28 protein-coding genes are annotated in these 20,967 nt (G+C 44.2%); all 28 read right to left on the bottom strand.

Translation table 11 applies throughout. The features are described 5' to 3' along the window. Window position 1 precedes the first annotated feature (1 nt). On the bottom strand, window positions 2–262 hold the full coding sequence (locus FW767_RS08250; protein WP_068960708.1) for a phosphopantetheine-binding protein: 261 nt from the start codon (window positions 260–262) through the stop codon (window positions 2–4). A gap of 2 nt (window positions 263–264) precedes the next feature. After that, entirely contained in the window at window positions 265–1,959 is a 1,695-nt protein-coding gene (locus FW767_RS08245; protein WP_068960707.1) for a beta-ketoacyl synthase N-terminal-like domain-containing protein, read from the bottom strand. Then, window positions 1,947–2,363, bottom strand: a complete 417-nt coding sequence (locus FW767_RS08240) for an acyl-CoA thioesterase (protein WP_068960706.1) — start codon at window positions 2,361–2,363, stop codon at window positions 1,947–1,949. Before FW767_RS08240 ends, FW767_RS08245 begins: the two co-directional genes overlap by 13 nt. Beyond that, on the bottom strand, window positions 2,360–2,818 hold the full coding sequence (locus FW767_RS08235; protein ID WP_068960705.1) for a pseudouridylate synthase: 459 nt from the start codon (window positions 2,816–2,818) through the stop codon (window positions 2,360–2,362). The genes FW767_RS08240 and FW767_RS08235 overlap by 4 nt, the downstream gene beginning before the upstream one ends. After that, on the bottom strand, window positions 2,808–3,692 hold the full coding sequence (locus FW767_RS08230) for an LpxL/LpxP family acyltransferase (protein WP_232321496.1): 885 nt from the start codon (window positions 3,690–3,692) through the stop codon (window positions 2,808–2,810). Before FW767_RS08230 ends, FW767_RS08235 begins: the two co-directional genes overlap by 11 nt. Then, the gene (locus FW767_RS08225) at window positions 3,693–3,935 is read right to left on the bottom strand and encodes an acyl carrier protein (RefSeq protein WP_068960704.1); all 243 of its coding nucleotides are present in this window, start codon (window positions 3,933–3,935) and stop codon (window positions 3,693–3,695) included. A 5-nt stretch (window positions 3,936–3,940) separates the two neighbouring features. Continuing rightward, the gene (locus tag FW767_RS08220; protein WP_068960703.1) at window positions 3,941–5,050 is read right to left on the bottom strand and encodes a methyltransferase; all 1,110 of its coding nucleotides are present in this window, start codon (window positions 5,048–5,050) and stop codon (window positions 3,941–3,943) included. A 60-nt stretch (window positions 5,051–5,110) separates the two neighbouring features. Then, complete coding sequence (locus FW767_RS08215; RefSeq protein WP_135957385.1) at window positions 5,111–5,620, bottom strand: hypothetical protein; 510 nt, start codon at window positions 5,618–5,620, stop codon at window positions 5,111–5,113. A 12-nt stretch (window positions 5,621–5,632) separates the two neighbouring features. Next, a complete protein-coding gene (locus FW767_RS08210) occupies window positions 5,633–6,856 on the bottom strand; it encodes a beta-ketoacyl-[acyl-carrier-protein] synthase family protein (RefSeq protein ID WP_068960701.1) in 1,224 nt (407 codons plus the stop codon). Window positions 6,857–6,876: 20 nt separating this feature from the next. Beyond that, window positions 6,877–7,608 (bottom strand): 3-oxoacyl-ACP reductase FabG, encoded by a 732-nt coding sequence (fabG, locus tag FW767_RS08205; protein WP_068960700.1) that lies wholly within the window; start codon window positions 7,606–7,608, stop codon window positions 6,877–6,879. Next, window positions 7,605–7,841, bottom strand: a complete 237-nt coding sequence (locus FW767_RS08200; protein WP_068960699.1) for a helix-turn-helix transcriptional regulator — start codon at window positions 7,839–7,841, stop codon at window positions 7,605–7,607. The genes fabG and FW767_RS08200 overlap by 4 nt, the downstream gene beginning before the upstream one ends. 192 nt (window positions 7,842–8,033) lie before the next feature. Continuing rightward, window positions 8,034–8,918 carry a carboxylesterase family protein gene (locus FW767_RS08195; RefSeq protein WP_084274015.1) on the bottom strand — a complete coding sequence of 295 codons (885 nt, stop codon included), beginning with the start codon at window positions 8,916–8,918 and terminating at the stop codon, window positions 8,034–8,036. 91 nt (window positions 8,919–9,009) lie between these two features. Beyond that, the gene (locus FW767_RS08190; RefSeq protein ID WP_068960698.1) at window positions 9,010–9,540 is read right to left on the bottom strand and encodes a glycoside hydrolase family protein; all 531 of its coding nucleotides are present in this window, start codon (window positions 9,538–9,540) and stop codon (window positions 9,010–9,012) included. Continuing rightward, a complete protein-coding gene (locus FW767_RS08185; RefSeq protein WP_068962037.1) occupies window positions 9,537–10,082 on the bottom strand; it encodes a DUF3872 domain-containing protein in 546 nt (181 codons plus the stop codon). Before FW767_RS08185 ends, FW767_RS08190 begins: the two co-directional genes overlap by 4 nt. Window positions 10,083–10,106: 24 nt before the next feature. Then, window positions 10,107–10,490 carry a toprim domain-containing protein gene (locus FW767_RS13470; RefSeq protein ID WP_394349338.1) on the bottom strand — a complete coding sequence of 128 codons (384 nt, stop codon included), beginning with the start codon at window positions 10,488–10,490 and terminating at the stop codon, window positions 10,107–10,109. Beyond that, window positions 10,483–10,974, bottom strand: a complete 492-nt coding sequence (locus FW767_RS13465) for a CHC2 zinc finger domain-containing protein (protein ID WP_394349337.1) — start codon at window positions 10,972–10,974, stop codon at window positions 10,483–10,485. Before FW767_RS13465 ends, FW767_RS13470 begins: the two co-directional genes overlap by 8 nt. Further along, complete coding sequence (locus tag FW767_RS08175) at window positions 10,971–11,657, bottom strand: hypothetical protein (protein ID WP_068960696.1); 687 nt, start codon at window positions 11,655–11,657, stop codon at window positions 10,971–10,973. Before FW767_RS08175 ends, FW767_RS13465 begins: the two co-directional genes overlap by 4 nt. 4 nt (window positions 11,658–11,661) lie before the next feature. Continuing rightward, on the bottom strand, window positions 11,662–12,243 hold the full coding sequence (locus FW767_RS08170) for a conjugal transfer protein TraO (RefSeq protein WP_068960695.1): 582 nt from the start codon (window positions 12,241–12,243) through the stop codon (window positions 11,662–11,664). Window positions 12,244–12,246: 3 nt separating this feature from the next. After that, window positions 12,247–13,122, bottom strand: coding sequence for a conjugative transposon protein TraN (traN, locus tag FW767_RS08165; protein WP_449405092.1), 876 nt, complete (start codon window positions 13,120–13,122; stop codon window positions 12,247–12,249). A gap of 155 nt (window positions 13,123–13,277) precedes the next feature. Next, window positions 13,278–14,477 (bottom strand): conjugative transposon protein TraM, encoded by a 1,200-nt coding sequence (traM, locus tag FW767_RS08160; RefSeq protein WP_068960694.1) that lies wholly within the window; start codon window positions 14,475–14,477, stop codon window positions 13,278–13,280. Continuing rightward, window positions 14,467–14,769 (bottom strand): TraL conjugative transposon family protein, encoded by a 303-nt coding sequence (locus FW767_RS08155; protein WP_068960693.1) that lies wholly within the window; start codon window positions 14,767–14,769, stop codon window positions 14,467–14,469. Before FW767_RS08155 ends, traM begins: the two co-directional genes overlap by 11 nt. Then, window positions 14,770–15,393, bottom strand: a complete 624-nt coding sequence (gene traK / locus FW767_RS08150; protein ID WP_068960692.1) for a conjugative transposon protein TraK — start codon at window positions 15,391–15,393, stop codon at window positions 14,770–14,772. 18 nt (window positions 15,394–15,411) lie between these two features. Beyond that, window positions 15,412–16,410, bottom strand: a complete 999-nt coding sequence (gene traJ / locus FW767_RS08145) for a conjugative transposon protein TraJ (RefSeq protein WP_068962035.1) — start codon at window positions 16,408–16,410, stop codon at window positions 15,412–15,414. A gap of 14 nt (window positions 16,411–16,424) precedes the next feature. Beyond that, window positions 16,425–17,063: a DUF4141 domain-containing protein gene (locus tag FW767_RS08140; RefSeq protein WP_088294824.1), complete on the bottom strand. Its 639-nt coding sequence runs from the start codon at window positions 17,061–17,063 to the stop codon at window positions 16,425–16,427. Further along, window positions 17,060–17,782, bottom strand: coding sequence for a hypothetical protein (locus FW767_RS08135; protein WP_068960691.1), 723 nt, complete (start codon window positions 17,780–17,782; stop codon window positions 17,060–17,062). The genes FW767_RS08140 and FW767_RS08135 overlap by 4 nt, the downstream gene beginning before the upstream one ends. Before the next feature lie 3 nt (window positions 17,783–17,785). Then, window positions 17,786–20,275, bottom strand: a complete 2,490-nt coding sequence (locus FW767_RS08130; protein ID WP_068960690.1) for a TraG family conjugative transposon ATPase — start codon at window positions 20,273–20,275, stop codon at window positions 17,786–17,788. Continuing rightward, window positions 20,272–20,592, bottom strand: coding sequence for a DUF4133 domain-containing protein (locus tag FW767_RS08125; protein WP_068960689.1), 321 nt, complete (start codon window positions 20,590–20,592; stop codon window positions 20,272–20,274). Before FW767_RS08125 ends, FW767_RS08130 begins: the two co-directional genes overlap by 4 nt. Then, window positions 20,592–20,900, bottom strand: a complete 309-nt coding sequence (locus FW767_RS08120; RefSeq protein ID WP_068960688.1) for a DUF4134 domain-containing protein — start codon at window positions 20,898–20,900, stop codon at window positions 20,592–20,594. Before FW767_RS08120 ends, FW767_RS08125 begins: the two co-directional genes overlap by 1 nt. Window positions 20,901–20,967: the final 67 nt, after the last annotated feature.

Below are 20,967 nucleotides of genomic sequence, written 5' to 3'. Positions count from 1 at the left end.
ATTATTTCTTGCGGTTTTCCTGAACGTATTTGGCAATGCTTTCAATGCTGGTAAATATTGCTTTACCTTCGGCAGCATTTGCAAGTCTGATGCCATAGTTCTTCTCGAGAAGCACTATTATTTCAAGCGCGTCAATGGAGTCGAGGCCAATTCCATCATCACCGAACAGAGGTGCCGAAGCATCAAGTTCTTCGGGTGTTATGTCCTCTAGGTTGAGGGCATCGATAATTTTCTCTTTCAACTCTAAAATTATTTCTTCCATATTTAGTTGGTTTTATTTGCGATAAAAATATTTGCTTCAAAACTGGTTGAATTTATGTATTCCACCCAACCTCCAATCACTGAATCTATTTGTTCATCACAGAACATACATTCAATAATGTCAGTTATTCTGTTCCAATCCTTGTTAGGTAGGATATAGAATGCTGTCTCGCCAAGTAGATGATGTCGGATGGCTAACTCTCCCGTAACGATATTGGGCAATGTATAGACAAATAATGATGGAGAAGGAAAATAATTTCCTTTGTCTTTTATTGTTTCCAAGTAGGCAATATCCGTATTAAGCGATGCATGGCTATTGAAAAAGGCTATTCCTCTTGAGGGCGTATTTTCAAAATCATTCTCCTTCTCAGCTTGCAACAGTATCTCGGATGCGATGAATCCTAACTTGGAAAGAGAATCCATTTTATAAAATTTGGGATAATCGCCTATTCGTTCCTTGTATAGCGCAGTCAAAAGTTTATCACCCGAAAATTCCAATTTGGCAGACACTCCGTCAATCACTAAAGAATCTTGTGTCAAAACTACCCTATGGGATATTTCAAACTGAGTATTACGAGTTTCAAGTCCACCTTTATCTTTCAGAGATACAAGAATTGAAGCATTCCCTCCACCAAATCCGGAAATCATCTTAATAAACGATGACCTATTTGTTTGCTGCAATGAAGAAGTAATGTTAACTTTTCCGCTTACGCCAAGTTCTTCAAAGTTTCTTGTTCCGAAAATGATGCCATCCTCTACAGAATGCATTGTTAGAATGGTTTCCAATACTCCGGCTGCACCCATGGTGTGACCAAAGTACCCTTTTAAGGCATTTGCCGGCACTTCCGAAAGTCCGGCACGGCTTATGGCTTTTGACTCCATTTGGTCATTATACATGGTAGCCGTACCATGTGCATTTACAACTGCAATGTCATCAAAGGAAGTCCCTTCAATTGTTTTACACAGTGACTGATAAGCTCCCTCTCCTTTAGGTGAGGGGCTGCTTATATGAAAACCATCGTTTCTTATCGCGCCTCCAATTATCTGCCAACAGCCCTTTTGGGGGTGCTTTGATAAAACAAGTGTTGCAGCAGCCTCACCCAAATTAAGACCAAGCCTCTCTATGTCAAAGGGTCTGCATTCTGATTCTGACAAAGCTTTCAAGGACTCAAAACCAGATATAATGAAAGGACTCTGCTCGTCAACACCACAGACGATGACATTGTCTGTCTTGTCAGCATCGATTAGCCGTGTGGCCAAAATGATTGCCGAGACACCTGAAATACACGCATTGCTGACAACTATTGGAGATTGGCTCAAACCTATTTTGTCAGAAATCTTTCTTGCTGCTTCACCTAAATTTATGATATTTTTATCATTTTCGGTGTCTTGGAGAACGCCTACGTTTCCCTTGGTGCTACTAAGGACTAAAACAGTTCGTTCGGAGATTATTTCCGGATGGCTCGTAATGGCACTCATAATTGAGTGATAAGCCAGAGACTCAAAACGAGTGAGATTTTCTTCCTTAAGCCCATCTATTTGTTCCTTTGTAAAAAGAGAGGCGGTAAAGGGAAACGGGATGCCATCAGCAGAATCGAAATGACGCAATGCGGTCTTTCCAAGTCTTACGGCTTGGAAATTTTCCTCTGTTGTGAATCCCATTGGGGATATGATATTATCACCTATTATTGCTGCCATTTTGCTTTCCAGTTCTCAAAAAATTCCGGATTAAATAATACGAGATTATAATCCATGTCCATGAATACTTGGATAGTGCGAGCCTTGCAGTATAGCAGATTGGTTTCCTTATCACGTATTTCGTAGTCAAACACAATCTTGGCAGCCTCAGTTGGACGATACGTTATATCAATTCGGGCCTTTACCCCGTAGCGGAGGGGGAATTTATATTGTATCTGCATGTCCACTATGGGCGCATAATATTGGTTGTCAAGATAGCCTTCATAAGTCAACCCATATTCGTCACCGAATGCCTCGCGTGCATCTTCAAGATATAACGGGTATGCGCCGTGCCATACGACCTTCATCATATCCACTTCGCTGAAGCGAATTTCTATGTCTTTTGATGACGTTAGTTCCATTATTCCTTGATTGCGATTTTTATCTCTGTTGTTGCAATGAGTCTGTCCGGTGTAGTGACCTGCGCTGTTGCCAAAAGCATTCCAAAGACCTCCTCATTGATGGTAACAGAGGTTTCTATGGTTTCACCTACTTTAGGAAGACTATGTGTTTGGAAATTCTTTATTGCTCCAATAAATCCTATCTGAATACCTTTCTTCAGTATATATTGATTTATATAGCCGATTCTTGCAGCACAAGTTTGGGCAATATTTTCAATGATGCCGGAAGCATCCAGCACTCCACCTTCTACAAAAATATTTGACATCAGCACCTGTGTGGTTGTTCTCACGTTGGTCATGTCGAAATGCTCCATCTGTCCTATCATGACAAATGGCTCCTGTTGAGGCAACAATGTGTGAACATCGATTTGCCTTACAAATTCATCTGGCGGGGTTCGCGGATTTATCTCAATTATCATTTTCCCAAAATTCAAAATAGTTATACCACTGAGTCGGATAGATATTTACAACACGCTCCAGTTCATTTACATAAGCCGAACTGAGTTGCCGGATCTGTTCCTTTCTTGGAGCCTGTCCATCGTAACAGAGGGGGGTAACTATGATTTTATATTTCTTAGCAGATATCTTAAGGACATTGACAGCAATTACTTCCAAACCTCTCATCGTGGCTATGCTGAATGGGCCATAGGGAAATTTGGCTTTCTCCCCAAGGAAGTCAATTGCAAGATGTTTGTCGGAACCGAATACACGGTCGGACGGCATACTGACAACCTCTCCGTTGGCCAATGCGGCATTAATTTCAAAGAGATGACCCATGTCTGGGCGAATGGCAATCATATTGATGTTCGTAGTCGAGAACAATTTTTGTCGATTGCGCATGACTGATTCCTTCTCCCCGAAAAACACTAACGCATTGAATTTCTTCTTCTCTGCTTTTAATGTATATCCGGCAATTTCATAGTTCCCGATATGCGCACTTAACTGGATAAATCCGTCGGGATTATCTGCTAATCTCAGATAGTTGTCATAGCCATCTATCTCAACTTCGAACTTTTTCCCGGCATACATTGCGAACCTGTCAACGACCACTTGCCCGAACAGACAATGATTGACATAAGTCAGCCATGCAGCCCTTATAATGCCATTTTTTTGACGTTTACGCAAATATCGGTAGATTAGACCTCTACTTGGATTGATTGCCAGACAGACAGGAATAACAAAGATGGATACGAATCCGTAAAGAATCCGTACATCAATGAAACGGAGCATACGGATGAGCCACTTGTGCATCCAACCGTTGCCGTATGTAGTTCCTGCCCACTCTTTTTCCATTTATCCTACCTTGGATTCGATGTAGTCGCAGAACTGACCGAGGGTCTTGACATCTGTCATCTCCTCCGGCTTGATTTTGAATCCGAAGATTTTATCTACAATGACCACGATGTCAACGTAGTCTAGACTGTCAATCCCGAGGTCATCTTTGAGGAGGGCTTCAGCCACGAGATCATCTTCTTCAAGTTCAAGTTCCTCGATCATGAAGCCCTTTACCTTTTCTTCTATTTCTTCTCTTGTCATTACTGTTATTGGTTTATTAGTTTTACTTTTATTATGCTGTGCCCTTGACCCAACCCGTCATAAATTTTTTCTATTTCAAGTCCGGCTTTCTTTATGCACTCTGCAAGATCTTCAGTGTTGTACATTTTACTGTTGCCATTTGCAATGGCTGTAAAATATAGGCTTGTCATAGTCAGACAGAAAGCCGCGGGTTCAAAACGCTGACGGTCCCATAATGTTTCCATTATATAGATTCTGGTGTTGTCACCCATAGCTTCCTTGGCTATTGAAAGAATGCTTACGATTTCTTCCATTGAGAAGCAATCCAGAAACTGGCTCATCCAAATGGCATCGGGCGCGGTTTCGTTTTTGGGGAACTTTGCGGAAGCTTCAAGAAGATTAATCCCATATCCCTTTATGCGATTGGCTCCTTCTTTCCCGGATGTATTCGTTTCCATCAGCTTGATTTGCTGAGGAAGATCCAATATGGTTACCTCAACGTCATTATCATATGCAACACACTGGAGAGCCCATTTGCCGGTATTACCACCGACATCATATAGCGACCGTGTCTTATTCTTCTTAAATACAATTTCGAGAGCTTCTGGAAATGACGAATCACTGTAAAAATGGTCAAATCCGAACCATGACTTTTGCACTTGCTCCGGAAGGCTGGATAAGCCCTCGTAAACTGTTGGCCAGTCACCGAAATGTTTTAATCCGGCAGGCTTCCCCTCTTTAAGAGATTCTTCAAGGTGGAACCAGCCTTCGTAGTTAACATCATGATTAAAATCAATATTAACACGTACTGCTGGGTCGTTAATGAGAAACCATCCTGTCTTTGATATTTTGAACCGATCTGTTTCCGGATCTATAAAAAGTATACCGATACAAAGAGCAGCTTCCATCAGACATTTTGCAGCGTATATGGAGATGTTAGTATGTTTCGCGACTTCATCAATGGTCATACCATTATCTGAATCCCGAATTATATCCAAGATTCCCCATTTTAACAAAATGCGAGCAGTCTGGAATACCACAGGGCCAAATGCAATAAACTCTGCAAGACGTTGAGCTTCTCTTGCATTTAGATTGTCTCCTGAATATCTCTTTTTAAGTTCTGGAAATAGATTCATTCAATTTTTGCATTAAAAGTTATGGGACTCCTTAGCCCCATAACTTTATGATTCATTGGTTTACTTAATTTGTTTTACAATTAACTTCCCGAGACTTTCTCCGATGGACTTAAATTGATCTCGAAAGGCAATTTTATCATTGTCGTCTGCATCATCAGATGCAAATGTCATGATTGCGATAGGCTCATCCTGACCCTTTTTCTTCAGGTGAATTTCTCCTTTTATGTCTCCGCCTTTTGAAATGGTTTCCACTACCATTTCAAAGTAGTATTCAGAGTCTGTCTGAGTATCTTTGTCAACAAGACGAACACCATATTCGCCAGTACGCGAATTAGCCTTTTGGAAGAGGTAGTTGAGAGAACCTTCTTCCCAGTCATTGTTTCTGACTGCTTTGTCAAGGAAATCAACAAGTGTACCAGCTTTGCTGTACACAGCACCATCCCAATTGACAATGAACGGAACGCTTTTTGCTCCCTTCAGTTCTGAGAGTGAACCTGTCACGAGTTTGGTCCCTGCTAAAGCAGGGATTGCCATCATGACAATTAAAATTGAAAAGAGTAACTTTTTCATATGATTATTACGTTAGATTATTTTTTTTATCACAAGAGCACTATTTGTTCCACCAAATCCAAATGAGTTGCTGAGTGCAATATCAATTGGCATGTCTATTGTAGATTTAGCTATATTAAGATTAGCTGCATGTTCACTAGGCTCATCCAAATTGATGTTTGGTGCTACAAAACTATTTTGCATCATCAAAACACAATAAACAGCTTCGCTAGCTCCAGCCATCCAACACTCATGACCGGTCATGGATTTGGTAGAGCTTATAAGAGCTTTCTTCCCGCCGAATATCCGGTCTAATGCTATTGCCTCATAGTCATCACCCTGAGGAGTTGAAGTGGCATGTGCATTCACATAATCAACTTCCTCAGCAGAAATACCTGCGTCTGCGAGTGCCCTTTTCATTGCTCGCTCTGACCCTTCATCGCTGGGCTGTGAGATGCCTCCGCCATTTGATGAAAATCCATATCCCACCACTTCAGCAAGAATGTTTGCACCTCTGGCAATGGCGTGGTCATAATCTTCAAGCACCAATGCTGCGGCACCGCCACTGGGAATCAATCCATCCCTGTTCTTATCAAATGGACGTGATGCTTTGGTAGGCTCATCCATTCTTGAAGAGAAAGTGCCAAGAGCATCGAAAGAAGACATTGAGTAGTAGTTGGTTTCCTGAGCACCTCCAACCAATATCATATCTTGAAGACCTTGTTTAATCATCATATATCCAAGACCTATAGAATGAGATCCGCTGGCACAGGCTGCACTTATGGTCATATTAATTCCTTTAAGGTGGAATATGGTGCTGAGGTTCATATTGACCGTCGAGTTCATGGACTGAAAAATAGAACCAGATCCTACTAATGCGGAATCTTTCTTTTCTTTCATTATTTCATGAGCCTCAATGACAGCCTTGGCCGATGAATCGTTACCGAAGATGATACCAACTTCGTTCTCCTTTAGATAGTCATCTGAAATGCCGGCTTCATCAAATGCTTCTTTGGAAGCCATAAACGCATATTCCGACTCTTCGGACATTCCGGTCCTCTGACGCCGGTCGAGAATGCCCTTTAGTTTCGGACGTTCCACAATTCCCGTCAGAGCGGACTGGTAGCCATAGTCTAACCTGGCTTGTTCCAAGCCAATTCCAGATTTCCCTTTATATAGTGAATCCTGTACTTCTTCTTTATTTTTTCCGATACAGGACCAAATTCCCATACCTGTGATTACTACTCTTCTACTCATTGCAAAATCAGATAATGAGGTTAACTGTACAATCCTCCATTGATATTGATGACTTCGCCAGTTATGTAACCAGCCTCGTCAGAACAAAGAAAACCAACCAATGCTGCTACTTCCTCCGGACGGCCGAAACGATTCATTGGAACCAATTTTTTCAGTTCTTCTTGCGGAAGATCCTTAGTCATGTCGGATTCAATAAATCCTGGTGCGATGGCATTCACTGTCACATTTCTACTTGCCGTTTCCTGCGCCAGAGCTTTGGTTGCACCGATTAAAGCACCTTTTGCGGCACTATAGTTTGTCTGCCCGGGCATTCCTTTCAAACCGGATAACGACGCCATATTAATAATTCTGCCACCATGTCGGCGCATCATCATTTTGGGAAGCAGCTTACGGGTAACATAGTAGAAACCATTAAGCGTCACATCAATAACATCATGCCAATCTTTCTCAGGCATCATGAACATCAGATTATCCTTTCGTATTCCAGCATTATTTACAAGGTACGCAATGTAGTCATCTGGATGCTCATCTTCCCAACGTTCTATTGCACTACTAACATCTTTTTCAGAGGCCACATCAAACTGAAGAAGATATGCAGTTCCTCCAATGGATTGCACACACTTTAATACATCAAGGGCGGCAGTCTCATTTGAATGATAATTTATTAGAACCGGAACTCCCATTTGTGCAAACTTCAAGCAAACAGCTTTGCCGATTCCTCTGGATCCACCTGTTACTAATGCGTACTTCATAAGTCATCTGTTTTTAATAATTCCTCGGACGATTCTCTAAGTAATTCCGAAACTGGCGTTTGCAACAAAATAGATATGTCATAAAGAACAGGGATACTGGGTTGAGAAGCATTAGAACAATAAGAGTTAACCTGCCGAAAAGTTATATTCAACTTTTTGGCTAGCCATGTCTGCGTACGACCTTGTTCTTCAAGTACTTCTTTAATACGATTGTAGTTTCCTGATTTCATCATTCATGATTTTCGGTGCAAAATTAAGAAAAATTTCTTCATATTCCAAATTCTGGAACAAGAAACTGCCTGAAAATATGTGTATTTAGGCCGTAAAGTAAAAATATAGCACTACCTACCCAATGAAATAGACCTGCATATACAAAAAAAGGATAAGCCCTTGACCTATCCTTAAGAATATACATACCAAATTGCTTATGGTTGCAAAGCAATAGCATTCTGGATTTCTATACCATGGTGAAGTTTTGATTTACTGAAAATCCAGCTTAAAAAATCCGGGGATGCAAATGCCTTATCCCAACATTCATGTCCCACATCGGGAAGTTCAATGAGCTGAGCATCGATGTCATGCTTTTTTAAAACATTATATGCTGCTTCAGATGCTTCAATTGGTATGACATCGTCATTTGTTCCATGATATATACGGAACGATGTATCTGTTATGGACGAAAGTTTGTCCGGATTTACAGCACCACAAATGGCAACTGCGGCGGCGAATATATCAGGGTGTCTCCAAGCTGCGTCATATACAGCAAGTCCACCCATAGAAAGGCCAACTATATAAATTCTATTCTTATCGATATGCAGAGTATTGGCACAATTCTCCACCAGCTCAATTACCCCCTTCATAATGGGAGTCTCGTCTTGATTTTTCATGATGTCCTTCTGAGATTTTGGGCTCTTATTCAACGACCAAAAATAGTCATCTGGACATTGAGGGAAAATCACATATGCAGGGTATGACTGTCGAGAACTTGAATTTGAGAAAAGGTCTCCACCATGTTCTAGTTGTTTCTTATTATCATTACCACGCTCACCGATTCCGTGCATAAAGACAATCAGAGGATAACTACTTTCTTCTGATTCTACAATATTGGTAGAATCCGGAGAGATTATTCTATAATTTATGGTGAGACCATCGGAGGAACTATATGAACCATATTCATACAGTTCCTGAACACTTTCTTTGTCATGCCCAAATGCACAGACAAAAGACATCATCAAAAATAATATAGTGTAGAATCTATTCATAGAGTATTTGTAAATTGGTAATTCTTCTTTCCCAACAATTAGCATCATTGGTTGGTTTAATGGATACGTAATACAGCAAACAATCCTGACAGACCTTTATTACTGAAAGTTTGTCAGGATTGTTATATATGGAATTTATTTAAGGGATGAACAGGGCTCCGAGTTCCGTTAGTCTGCGAGTGTATAATCCTTTGTGCCATTTGCCTCGGTAGTGGCAGTAGGAGGTGTAGGCTTTGAAGATGTTGCGGTTGCCGGATTTGAGCATTTTATAGACGCTAGACTTATTTACAGCACCGGGGCCGATGTTGTAGGCTAATGCTCCAAGCAGAATACTATCCTTTCCCATGTCGCGGTATAGAGCGCAGAATTTCCGTAGGTCTTTGCGGAGAAGTGCATCGGCTTCGCGCTCACTCATCTTGTAGCCACGAAAATATTTCTCTCCGGGAAGTTTTCTATGACCGTAACCCAAGTATGGCCAGTGGCGGCGTGAGTCATGTAAAGTTTCAAACTTCTTTATTATGAGAACTGCACGCTCAAAGATCGTCAGTTCCATTATGCTTCGTTTTGTTTTCTGCTCCCTTGCGGGGGCAGTTCGCTGTGAGGCGGCGTTGCCGGGCATTGTTCCTACAAGGGAGAACAATGCCACAAAGAGTATAAGGAGTTTCTTCATTGGCTAATAGGTGTTAGTGTACCGGGATTGATTGGTGTCACGACAGTACTTTCCGATCCGCCTTTGTCATCGCTGTCGTTGTTGTTGAACTCAAAGGTCTGTTCCCAACGAGTCCCATAGTTGTCCTCAATCGTTATCAGAAGTTCGTGACTTTCTGAGGAGTAAGCGGTGTAGTTGAGCCGGAATTGCTTGGATTCGAGGAGGACGCGGTCATTGTTGACGAGTGTCGGGCCATCAACGAGTTTCAGCAAGCCTTTACCCTCATACTGGAAATAGCGGATTGTGTAGAGTGTGTTGGTGTAGTTACCTTCGGGGACGATGGTCATACGCAGTTCTACGGTTTCGCCATTGGCTATTTTGTCTGCGTATGGCATAACTTCCACCGTGAAGGGATATGATTGTTGCACATCGAGGTCATCGTCGCAGGAGGTGAGGGATAACACGAAGGCAAAGACGATTGCCCAGCAACCGCAAAGCGCTTTCGTAGTGGAACGGAGAAAGAACCCGAAGAAACGGGTTGGAGTGACACGGGCTGAGCCGATTCTATTGAGGATTGTTTTCATTTTTCAGAGTTTGAGTTTTGATTTTGCTGTCTGTTTAGGATAGAGCGACATGAGATAGTCGTTCAGATCCTTGTGATTGGGGTAAAGTGCGGACTTGTCCATTACCTTATCGCCTAACTCCTGCTGGAGCTTGACGAGTGCGGCTCGTCCGGCATTGTCGTTGTCGAGATAGCAACTGACCAGACTGTATTCTCTCAGTGGCGCAATGGCTTTATTCAGATTGGAGACAGAGTTAAGCACTATTGTGTCAGTGCCGTCATTATATCCGAGTCGTTCCGCTGAGAGAAAGTCAATGAAGCCTTCAAAGACATTACACCGGGCGTTGCCATTGGCTATATGAGTTATATGCTTGGGTGGATAAGAGCCTTTGAAAAAGGAATTACGCATAGCCATGCGCGTTATTTTCAAAGCCGATGGCGTAATACCTCTTGCCATGTAATTCATAATCACACTGCACACAATAGCGTTGGGCTATGTCGCGTGGTATGCCACGGTCATCAAGGTATTTAAGCAGAGCCGGAGCCTCCAGTCTGGAGATAGCAACATTCTCAAATGTCGGTTCTTCCTTGAACGGCATTGGCTTGTAGGGTTTCTCTACTGGCAACTGCATCTTTTGGGCGATGAACTCCGCCCGTCTGATGAAGTCTGTTTCGCCTGTCAACTCTCCGGCAAGGTTGAAGATGTCGCCACCTGCACCGCTCCCAAAATCGAACCATAAATTTTTGCGCGGGTTGACATGGAACGAGGGCTTACGCTCATTGCGGTATGGAGAGTAGAACCACAATCCTTTGCTGTCGCGTCCTGTCGGCCGATAGCCGAGGTGGTTGAGGAAATCCACCAACGGGATTTGTCGGATAGCGTCGATGTTCATAGGCGCATACCTCGTTTCTTTTTCGGGATTTCCGTCTTCTCAAGTTCAGTCCTATTTAATGCCAGATTTTTATTCATAGCTGACATCTCAGCAACAATATATCGTTTGATTTCCGATATATTGGATGAACCTATCATGTGCCATACAAGAGTAAATATGTTCCCTTGTTTCTTAGACTTGGTGTCATGCCAACAATTAGTGATGGTATTAACAGCGATAGTCCGATTCTCGTCATTTGAATACGGAGCTTTGTAGTAGAGAATGTTTCCATCCGCCATCAGAGGTTTGGGTTGACCCAACGCTTTCATAAAAGTAGTCAGATGGATTTTGTCATAATCTACATCAAAAGTTTCCGGCTCCATCAGTCTGCGACTCATTGCACGCAGTTCCTGTATTTTCTCATATTCATTAGCTTTACGGACTATATAGCCATCAATATCATCTCTATCAGCACCTTTTGCAATAAGTCGTGCCAAATCCCTTATATCCCCCGATTTGCCAGTCACTTGGTCATACCATTTTCTTGCCAAATCATCAACAATAAATTTAGGTTCCGAATCATTTCTATATGGCGTATAATAGAGTTCGACGTCATCACTGACAAGGTCAACACGTCTCATGCCTATAGCCTCCAATAGCTTGTATATGCTGATTTTGTGTATATCATCTTTTGTGTATCTCATAGGCTCATTCGATTATAAATTTTACGCCAACACCATACTGAGTATGGAAATGGCCCGTTGAGTTGCCGAACACAAACCGTTCTTTCACATTGGCAGTCAAGGCTATTTTATCAGATAGATAAAAGTCTGCCTGAACAGTCAGTGCGCCGCCATAGATAAAGGCGTCGCCGTTGTGGAGCGTGGATCCGTCGGACAGCACCGACTTACCCCAGTTTACCGTTTCATATCCGCCGAGGGCAGACACGCCACAATAGAGGTGAAAAGCCTGCGAGTAGTCGCTCAACAGGTGGAGATTGTAGCCTACCTCGCCCGTGAACTCCGCAACAGGGATACGACCTTTTTCGCCGTATGGCTTGTAAGTCTGGAGATACTCGCCGCCAAAAGTCCATGTGTTGGCGTTACCCTTGAAAACGGAGTAATAGACACCGAAAGAATAGCCGCAGTTGCGGGAGTTGCCGGTATAAAAACCGTCTGCCATATTTGCCTTTACCTCGACCGCTGACATTCCGGGGAGGCATCGCTGGGCCATTGCCTGCCCTGTGAAAAGAGCAAGCATGGCAGCGAAAAGAATTATCGCTTTTCTCATTGGTTACTGGATTGAAAGTTCGTCGATTACGTTGGCTCTCACAATATCCTCGTTCTCCACTACGAAAGACTGATGGCGGCCGCCTTCCTTTTCGGCGACCTCGATAACGAGCTGTTTATCGTCGGGGATAGTGAATTTCTCCAAGGCGAACACGGTTCTTTCAGAAGATTTGCCGTGAACAACAGTCACATAGTTCTGGGCGCGGAGCGGTTCAAGCACCTGTTCCTGCATGGCGGTTCTCTTGATAACTTTCTTGTCCACAATCTTGAACGACACAAAATCAATGTCGAAAGCGATATTTGAGGTATTCTTCAGTTCGGTGTGGAAATAGAGAAGTCCATTGTTGGTGTAGATGCTTTTCAGTAGGAACTGGACACCGAAACGCTTGCTGCCTATGTGTTTGATTTCGCGCTTGTTCTGTTTGTAGATTGATTTCATAATCAGTTTGACAAGCATCGGCGACTCCTGACCGAGTTTTTCCAGATAGATCTCCTGCGCGTTGTTGGGGCGGTTCACAGCCTCACCGTCATGGAGAAAATCAGTCATCTCGATACTGAGCAACAGCGGCTCTTTGGCAAATTTTACATTAAACGTGTAATAGCTGCCATCTTCGGTGATAACCGAAAGATTGGTTTCCTGCTTGAACGACTTGAAAGCCGATTTTACACGCAACACATTCTTTGCACCGTCAGCGAGTCCGGCAACGAGGTTCTCATTGCCCAAGTCCACATAAGTGATTTCTGCCGGGAAGATGATGTGCGTCGTTTTCTCATACGCAACTTCCAGTGCGTGAGGCGGTATCATGCGGTCAAAGCCGACTTTTCGGGTAAGACCGTCAAATTTGTCGCCGTCGGTGTAGTTTGCGCCGTACACGTTCATATCGTGTTCGGCGACCGTTTCAGTGTCAGACGACACGTTGTTATCGGTATTTTTAACTGTTTTGGCGTTGACAGCGGTGGCTGCTCCGAAGAGTGCCACTGCCACAACAAAGAGTTTTGTGATTGTTTTCATTCGTTGTTGGTGTGTTTTGTTGATTATTGCTCAACCTGCTTGAGCATCACTTTATATCCGGATTTCAGATGCACTTTCACCTGACGGACTTTCTTGGTAAGATATTGACCTACGCCGTTGAGTAAGCCTCGACCCACATCGGAGACAATTTGCGCTCCGGCATTGGTGGATATGTTGATTGAGCTGCCGACGGTACTACCCATATTGGCTCCGATTTCTTTCAGTGCGTCAGACTCCATAGAATTGGGAATGTTGATACCCTCTTGACCGTCTGAGTCATATACAGCGAGGTCAACTTCCATTATACAGCCTAATGCCTCAATGCTCTCAATCGTGATTTCAAGGCGTTCACCTTGCAATCGTGCCGAGCCGACAACGGTTGTATTCTTTGGCAACAGAGAGTTCCCAATCCACATCGGTTCAAGAGTACGAAGTTTCACGCTCTGACCGTCAATTACCGACTGGTCAGAGGCTATACAAGCTGAAATGGTATTTTTGAAATTTTGACGCTTGCCGCCGACAACAGTAGAGAATGATCGTTCAGATGTTGCCGCATTGAGAGAGGAAACCACATTGCGGTTGACCTGATTCACGGGCATAACTTTACGCTCCTTCACCGGCTCATCGACAATGATCGCCTGTTGGCTACCATTTCCAGTGCCGAGATACTGCGCCGCCAACTGATAAGACTTCTCCATCAGCTCCACTTCATTGGGCTGCTGAGTCTGCTGCTGGGCGTAGGCATTCTGCATTTCCAGTTCATCAATCCTCGCTTGAAGTTCTGCGACCTGTGCCGCAGACTGGTCTTCGGGAATATAAAAATCTTCAAGTGACGCTTGGACTGACTGGTATGCCTGTGCCGATGACTCTATTGCAGTCGGCTCTTCTGAAATATTTGTCGGCATCGTATCCGCCATTTCAGTGAATGTCTGGACTACGCTATCCTGTCGGTGCTTTTCATCTTCAAGTGCCTTAGCCTCCATTGCTTTGAGTTTGTTCCCTTCAATTTCGGCATTGTCACCATCCGGCAGCTCCATATTGGCGTTGCTTGTGTCGGTCATGTCTGACGAGAATCCACTGCCGAAAATTAACCAAAGGGCAACTATGAATGTCAGGAACATCGCGGGAAATACAATGGCATACTTTTTAAGTTTGGCTCTCTCAGCCTCATTTTTCGGCTGAAACCAGCCATTGACTTTCGTTTTCAGTTCTTCAAATGTCATCAAATGTTGGTAGTGACTGTTTTTCAGTTGAAGCTGGTAACTCCACTGCCTTTATATGCTTTATCTCATCAATGTGCTGACGGGCTTGCCCCAGTCCTATGTGGTAACAGGCATTGCCGAACAATAGAAATGCGATGAGGACAAACAATCCGAAGAATATACCCACGATTGTCAACCGTCGTTTCTGCGGTATATTATCACATTTGCATATAAGGAAATTTCTCAATTTCCCTTTGGGAGTGTGCCACACCTTATTATATATGGTGTCGCGTACTTTTGATAAAACTCTCACTTATCGTTTGATTGTGGAAATATCTTTATTTTCAAGGATATTGAAACCCTCGATTATAAAGCCGTTAGGATTGTCATCTGATCTTGACGAATTGGTCAGCTTGCAGGTTGTTATAAGACTGCGCTCAGTCACGTTGCTCTGACGAATGATTTTCTGCTTCGCATAAGTAACCGCCGTGTATGGATAGTTGGTGAAGTTGCATACAACGCTGTCCACCTGACATATCTGGTTGATGTTGCCTGAGATGATTCGGTTATAGTAACCTTTTTCAGAGAAGTCAGAGTAGTAATTGTATGCGCTATTATCTGAGAGAATCAATGCGCGGTTGATATTGTGTTCGATGGCCGATTTGTCCGGCGAGAGAGTGAAAAACAATTCATGGAAACGTCTTACATGCTCCCGTGCCTCTGCCGGACGGTTCTGGCTCATGTCCTGCGACAAGGCAAGCATCAAAGACTTGCCATTGTCAAGGACATAAATCTTCTCACGCTGCTTCTCAGCAAACTTGAAAACCATAACCAGAGCCACCGAGACAACCACCGCACACATAGCCACAAATACAATTCCGAAAAGCCTTATCTGACGGAAAGATGACTCTATGTTTTTAAGTGATTTGAACTCCATTTAATCGGTGTTTGAATGTCATTTTAATAGTTTTCCGGCTCTGCCGGCCACGTTGCCTGCAACTGCACCGCCGACACTTCCGGCCATGGACCCTGCTTGCATCGCTGTATTGTTGACAGCTCGATTGTAGTTTCCGGCACCTCCGGCTTGGATAATCCACCCCGCCACAGTGGGTATTGTGAAGTAGCCTATAATACCGATAATCATAAAGATAACATACGCGGTATTTGTCCCGTCGAGGTCTGCATTGGGGTTATTAGTCAGTTCTGAAATGTCGTTTTGAAGCATCAAAACTTGGATTTTGGCAAGAATTGTACTGAACAAATCCGCGACCGGAAGCCATAGATAAGTCTGAATATATCGCTGGATCCACATGGTCAGTGTTGACTGGAAGCCGTCCCATACCGAGAGGGCAAACGCTATCGGGCCGAGGATTGCCAACACAATCAGGAAGAATGTCCTTATTGTGTCTATCGTAAGGGAGGCTGCCTGAAACAGCATTTCAAGTAATTCCCTGAAAAAGTTCTGAATGGCTTTCTTGACCTTATACATTCCTCGCTCGATATACATTCCTGCGGCTGTCCCTATTTCAGTCACGCCCAACTCATCAATCTGACGGTCAAACTCAGCATCATCAACGAGGTAGGCGGTTGACGGGTCATTCATCATCTGCTCATATTCCAACCGGTCTTTTTCTTCACGGTACTTTTGCATATCGAGGGTTTGCCCCTCCAGCATCGAGGCTGTTCCTTGAACGATTGGCGACATCACCGCATTGATTGTCCCAAGTACAACCGACGGAAAAAACATTATGCAGAAGCCGATAACAAAGGGCCGAAGAAGCGGGAACACATCAATAGGTTCTGCTCTCGCCAGTGATTGCCAAATACGGTAGGCGACATAGAACAATGCACCTAATCCGGCGATTGCCTGTGCCACGCCCGCCATATCCGAACATAGTGGCATCATCTCATCATAGAGCGAGCGGAGGATTGTGTGAAGGTTGCTGAAATCTATCGCACACAGCATGGTTACCAGTATTTTTCACTGCCGTCGCCGTAGAGGTTTACAACCCTTTGTGTGTCGGCTTTCTTTTTCGCCCTCAGATAAGAGACGCTGATGTTCTTATTGGTGTAATAGGCGGTCAGATTCTTCAACCGCTTCATCTCCTTGTAACAGTTATCCACCACATCCATACGGTCTTTGTCGGTCATTGAGAGAGTGGTAATGTTGACCACCTGTTTCAAATCCCCAAGGACACCATTGGCTTCTTCCAAGATTCGGGTATAACCGGAGGCTATTGCAGACAGTTCCGAGGAAGTGAAGTTTGGATCCGTGAGCATCTTCTGGAAGTTATTGACGTAGTAGCCGGATATATTGCCGAGCATGAGGATTGTCTGCTGCACCTTTCTGGCATCGCGGACGAGATTGTTGACTGACTGGAGAGCGTCGTAATATTTCTTTGCCTGCTGATAAATTTTCACGGTTTCTTGAAAATTTTTCACCATGTGGGTCGCCGTCTGCGACTCTTGAACGAGTGATTTGGAGTTGTTTACGATGCTTTGGGCGATGTTGGAAGGGTCAATGACCGTCCATTGGGCGTTTGCCTTGTTTGCACTGAAAAGGATGCAGATAGCAAACAGTGAAATAATAATCTTGATATTTTTCATTCGTTTCTGTCTGATAAAATGACTTTTATTCTTTCACGGGTATCATCATCAAGAGAAAGTTTCTCAACACTCGTAAAAGCCCCATTGTCAAAGATTCCGTTGTGTGTTTCCCGTTTCAGCCAGACGCCAAGTCGAGGTATGAAGATAGCATTGTTATCCTCATCAAAATGGAATGTGAAGCCGAAGCAGCCATTGGCGTAAAAGCGGTTGTTTTCCGATTCCTCGCTCAATAAATACTTCCCGACAAGATAATGGTCTTCAATACCGTCCAGACTCATAATGTATGTGCCACCGTCTCTATAAATGGTCGCAAGGATTGTGTGCGAATCATCCTCCCATAATCCCTGCAACTCGGATATTTTGTCGATGATTGCCATCGGAACATCGCATGGGGAGAATTGTTCCTTAATATTCTCCTCAACCATCTTTTCAACCATTGGCTGAACGAGTTTCAAAATATCCTCTGTCTGGCTACGATTCGCACTCTTTATTGCCGACTTGATTGTATTTTCAAGGCGTTCAAAGCCGGAGTCAATCCAATTTTTAATGCAATCGGCACAGAGTGACATATTGCTTATGGTTTTCTTAAAGAGGAGTTTCAGACCTTTGCAAACAAGCACAAGGCCGTAAATTGCCAATGCTACGCCACCTATAAAAAGAATTGAAGTGGCGAGTATGGGAAAAAGTGGTTCAAATAATTCTAAAAGTTCTGTAAACATTCGTTATTCGTTAGCTAATCGTTTTATGGCGGCTTCGGTATCGCCGCCGAGTTTCTGTGCCATTTCCCAAACCTTTATTTTCTCCGTTTCCTCAGTGGTATAGCAGAGATATTCCTCTTTGCTCACCTCAGTGGCATAGACGGCTGACTGCGTTCCTCCAAGTCCAATCCACACCTCTTTATAAAGGCGGTTGGGATTGTTCGCCATGTTGATACTCAGTATTTGGGCTTTCTCCTTATCCGTCAGACCTAACAGCTCCTGTATCTGGTCGAAGCGGTTCATGTACTTGCGTTGGTCGAGAAGTATCTTGCAGTCGGAGTTGTTGATGATGGTTTCTTTCACAATAGGTGACGATATAATGTCATCGACTTCTTGCGTAACAACCACAGCCTCACCAAAATATTTGCGGACAGTCTTGTAGAGGTACTTCATGTACTCAGCCATATTTGCCGAGGATAGAGCCTTCCAAGCCTCCTCGCAGATTAGGACTTTGCGGATGCCTTTCAACCGGCGCATCTTGTTGATGAAAGCCTCCATGATGATGATTGTAACAACCGGGAAAAGTTCGCGATTTTCTTTAATACTGTCAATCTCGAATACCACAAATCGCTTGTTGAGCAGGTCGATATTGGCTTTTGAGTTGAGCAGGAAGTCGAAGCGGCCACCGTGGTAGTATTGGCGCAGAGTGGTCAGGAAATTGTCAATGTCAAAGTCCTGTTTGTAGATGGGTATCGGGCGATTAGCCATTTCCGCACGGTAGTCATCACGCATGAACTCATAGAATGAGTTGAAACATGGGACAATGTCGCGGTCTTTTGCCATCTTATCGAGGAACATTGACAATGCCGAGCCAAGCTCGCCGGATTCAGTCTTTGTCACTCTGTCATCCTCCGATTTCCAAAGCGTCAGCAGCAGTGTTTTGATTGAGTCTTTCTTCTCCACATCAAACACTCCGTCGTCGGTGTAGAACGGGTTGAAAGATATGGGGTTATCCTCCGTATATGTGAAATATACGCCATCTTCACCGTGAGTCCTGTTTCGTATCAGGTTGCTCAGACCTTCGTAGGAATTACCCGTATCAATCAGAAGTATATGCGCGCCCTGTTCATAATATTGCCTGACAAAGTGGTTGGTAAAGAACGACTTCCCACTACCTGACGGGCCGAGGATGAATTTGTTGCGGTTGGTGGTTATGCCTCGCTTCATCGGTTCATCGGAAATATCCAAGTGGATAGGTTTGCCCGTGAGTCTGTCAACCATCTTTATTCCGAATGGGGATAACGATGAGCGGTAGTTGGTTTCGGCAGTGAAGAAGCAAACCGCAGGTTCAATGAACGTGTAAAAAGATTCCTCCGCAGGGAAGTCGGCCTCATTGCCGGGCATCGCTGCCCAGAACAGTGTCGGGCAGTCGATGGTGTTGTGCCGTGGCATACAACCCATTGTCGCCAGCTGACCGCCAACATCATTCTTGACCCGCCTCAATTCCTCGGCATCATCGCTCCAAGCCATTATATTGCAATGGCAGCGCACGGAAATCAGTCCGTAACTGTGGGCTTCATTGAGATATTGGTCAATCCACTCCTTGTTGATGGCGTTGCTTCGGCTGTACTTCGACAGGGAGTTCATATTGCGTGCCGTCTTTTCAAACCGCGTCAGATTCTCGTCAGGATTATCAATCAGTAGATACTGGTTGTAGATATGGTTGCAAGGCAACAGCAACCCTACGGGAGAAGCGAAAGAAAGCCGGCAGTCGCTTCGGTCAGTTGATAACCGCTCATATCGGTTGTCTGTGCTGACCTTTGCGGGCAAATCCTCAGTGTCTGAAAGAGTATGGAGGCAGAGCATCTTGTCGCCGATTCTCATCTCCTTTGCCGACAGGTCAATGTCCTCCAAGCAAGTGACGTCGTCCATTGACAGCGACATATATTTCTCAATCAGTCCGGAGGTTGATTCAGTGCCGATAAGGTCTTCATCACTCAGTCTATGGAGTTTGATATAGCCGGTGTCATTCATAATTCGCTCGAATTGCTCAACGCTTTCCATAAATTTCACAACCATTTCGTGATTCAAATCCTTTGGCATTATACGTCCACGACAGAGGGTTGAGAAGTTTGACTGCTGGCGCATACGCTCCTTTGTAGTCTTCGTCAGGAAGAGGTAGCATTTGTGGGCGAGATATGGACGCTCATTGAAGTGGCGTTCAAATGAACGGTCAAGAAATGACAAATCCTCTTTTTGAAGTTCCGGCTTATACTTTTCACTGACAAACCAGTCCTGCTTATGTACGACAGTGTAATGGGGCAACACCTTGATTGCCTTGCACCAAGCGGAGTGCATCGCTTCATATTCAGCGGAGGTGACAGTGAATAGTTCCGGTAGGCTCACCTCAAAGGCCACGGTGACATCCGCGTCCTTTGAGATGATGCAGCCATGCTCGACCGCCAGCAGCGGCAGCTTTGACTCCAGTGTTGTAGCTTTCAGTATATTCCTCATTTATTCTTATGTTTTATCAATCGTGTTATGCGCAGACGGTTGATGATATATCGTGGTCGATACTTGACCGAGGTCAGTTTCATCAGACCGTACTGGCCGTATTTGGCATTGATATGGAATGTGAGCCAGACAAGAAAGGACGCACCTGTCGCACCGAAGCCTATGCAGACCCATTGGGAGATTCCGGCGATATACATGATGACGAATACCACGAAAATGGCAAGCAATCCTCCTGCGAAGATGAACAGGTATTGCGCTTTCAAGCCTTTGTACTCAACCGACCGACCAATGCCCTTGTTGATTGAATACTCGGACATCAGAGGAAAAATGATCGGAGGATTGTGGCTGCTACAATCAGGAAGATACAGGCACCGAACCATGAGGCGGCAGTCTTGCTCGTGTCGGGGTCGCCACTCGACCATTTGGAGTAAACCTTGATGCCGCCGATGAGTCCGACCACGGCACCGATTGCGTACACCAATTTCGTCCCTGGGTCAAAATAGGAGGTGACCATTGAAGTGGCTTCATTGATGCCACTCAGACCGTTACCGGCGGCGAACATCTGGATTGCAGCCGTCAGAAGAAGCATTGCGGCAATGGGACGGCGGCGATGGGGTGCGTTCATAAACGCTACGGTTCTTTCATAGAATTTCTTGAAAAAATTAGACATGAATTATATTATAGATAGGTTT

It is taken from the genome of Heminiphilus faecis (genome assembly GCF_008728965.1).
In the GTDB taxonomy this organism is placed as follows: domain Bacteria; phylum Bacteroidota; class Bacteroidia; order Bacteroidales; family Muribaculaceae; genus Muribaculum; species Muribaculum faecis.
Note: the sequence above shows the minus strand (reverse complement) of the source record. Positions and strands in the feature narration are given on the sequence as shown.

Bases quoted from the DNA above. Each gene is read 5' to 3' on its own strand.
- FW767_RS08250 (WP_068960708.1), bottom strand. From the start codon at position 262: ATGGAAGAAATAATTTTAGAGTTGAAAGAGAAAATTATCGATGCCCTC.
- FW767_RS08245 (WP_068960707.1), bottom strand. From the start codon at position 1,959: ATGGCAGCAATAATAGGTGATAATATCATATCCCCAATGGGATTCACA.
- FW767_RS08235 (WP_068960705.1), bottom strand. From the start codon at position 2,818: ATGATAATTGAGATAAATCCGCGAACCCCGCCAGATGAATTTGTAAGG.
- FW767_RS08230 (WP_232321496.1), bottom strand. From the start codon at position 3,692: ATGGAAAAAGAGTGGGCAGGAACTACATACGGCAACGGTTGGATGCAC.
- FW767_RS08225 (WP_068960704.1), bottom strand. From the start codon at position 3,935: ATGACAAGAGAAGAAATAGAAGAAAAGGTAAAGGGCTTCATGATCGAG.
- FW767_RS08220 (WP_068960703.1), bottom strand. From the start codon at position 5,050: ATGAATCTATTTCCAGAACTTAAAAAGAGATATTCAGGAGACAATCTA.
- FW767_RS08215 (WP_135957385.1), bottom strand. From the start codon at position 5,620: ATGAAAAAGTTACTCTTTTCAATTTTAATTGTCATGATGGCAATCCCT.
- FW767_RS08210 (WP_068960701.1), bottom strand. From the start codon at position 6,856: ATGAGTAGAAGAGTAGTAATCACAGGTATGGGAATTTGGTCCTGTATC.
- fabG (WP_068960700.1), bottom strand. From the start codon at position 7,608: ATGAAGTACGCATTAGTAACAGGTGGATCCAGAGGAATCGGCAAAGCT.
- FW767_RS08200 (WP_068960699.1), bottom strand. From the start codon at position 7,841: ATGATGAAATCAGGAAACTACAATCGTATTAAAGAAGTACTTGAAGAA.
- FW767_RS08195 (WP_084274015.1), bottom strand. From the start codon at position 8,918: ATGATGCTAATTGTTGGGAAAGAAGAATTACCAATTTACAAATACTCT.
- FW767_RS08190 (WP_068960698.1), bottom strand. From the start codon at position 9,540: ATGAAGAAACTCCTTATACTCTTTGTGGCATTGTTCTCCCTTGTAGGA.
- FW767_RS13470 (WP_394349338.1), bottom strand. From the start codon at position 10,490: ATGCGTAATTCCTTTTTCAAAGGCTCTTATCCACCCAAGCATATAACT.
- FW767_RS13465 (WP_394349337.1), bottom strand. From the start codon at position 10,974: ATGAACATCGACGCTATCCGACAAATCCCGTTGGTGGATTTCCTCAAC.
- FW767_RS08175 (WP_068960696.1), bottom strand. From the start codon at position 11,657: ATGAGATACACAAAAGATGATATACACAAAATCAGCATATACAAGCTA.
- FW767_RS08170 (WP_068960695.1), bottom strand. From the start codon at position 12,243: ATGAGAAAAGCGATAATTCTTTTCGCTGCCATGCTTGCTCTTTTCACA.
- traN (WP_449405092.1), bottom strand. From the start codon at position 13,122: ATGAACGTGTACGGCGCAAACTACACCGACGGCGACAAATTTGACGGT.
- traM (WP_068960694.1), bottom strand. From the start codon at position 14,477: ATGACATTTGAAGAACTGAAAACGAAAGTCAATGGCTGGTTTCAGCCG.
- traK (WP_068960692.1), bottom strand. From the start codon at position 15,393: ATGGAGTTCAAATCACTTAAAAACATAGAGTCATCTTTCCGTCAGATA.
- FW767_RS08140 (WP_088294824.1), bottom strand. From the start codon at position 17,063: ATGAAAAATATCAAGATTATTATTTCACTGTTTGCTATCTGCATCCTT.
- FW767_RS08135 (WP_068960691.1), bottom strand. From the start codon at position 17,782: ATGTTTACAGAACTTTTAGAATTATTTGAACCACTTTTTCCCATACTC.
- FW767_RS08130 (WP_068960690.1), bottom strand. From the start codon at position 20,275: ATGAGGAATATACTGAAAGCTACAACACTGGAGTCAAAGCTGCCGCTG.
- FW767_RS08125 (WP_068960689.1), bottom strand. From the start codon at position 20,592: ATGTCCGAGTATTCAATCAACAAGGGCATTGGTCGGTCGGTTGAGTAC.
- FW767_RS08120 (WP_068960688.1), bottom strand. From the start codon at position 20,900: ATGAACGCACCCCATCGCCGCCGTCCCATTGCCGCAATGCTTCTTCTG.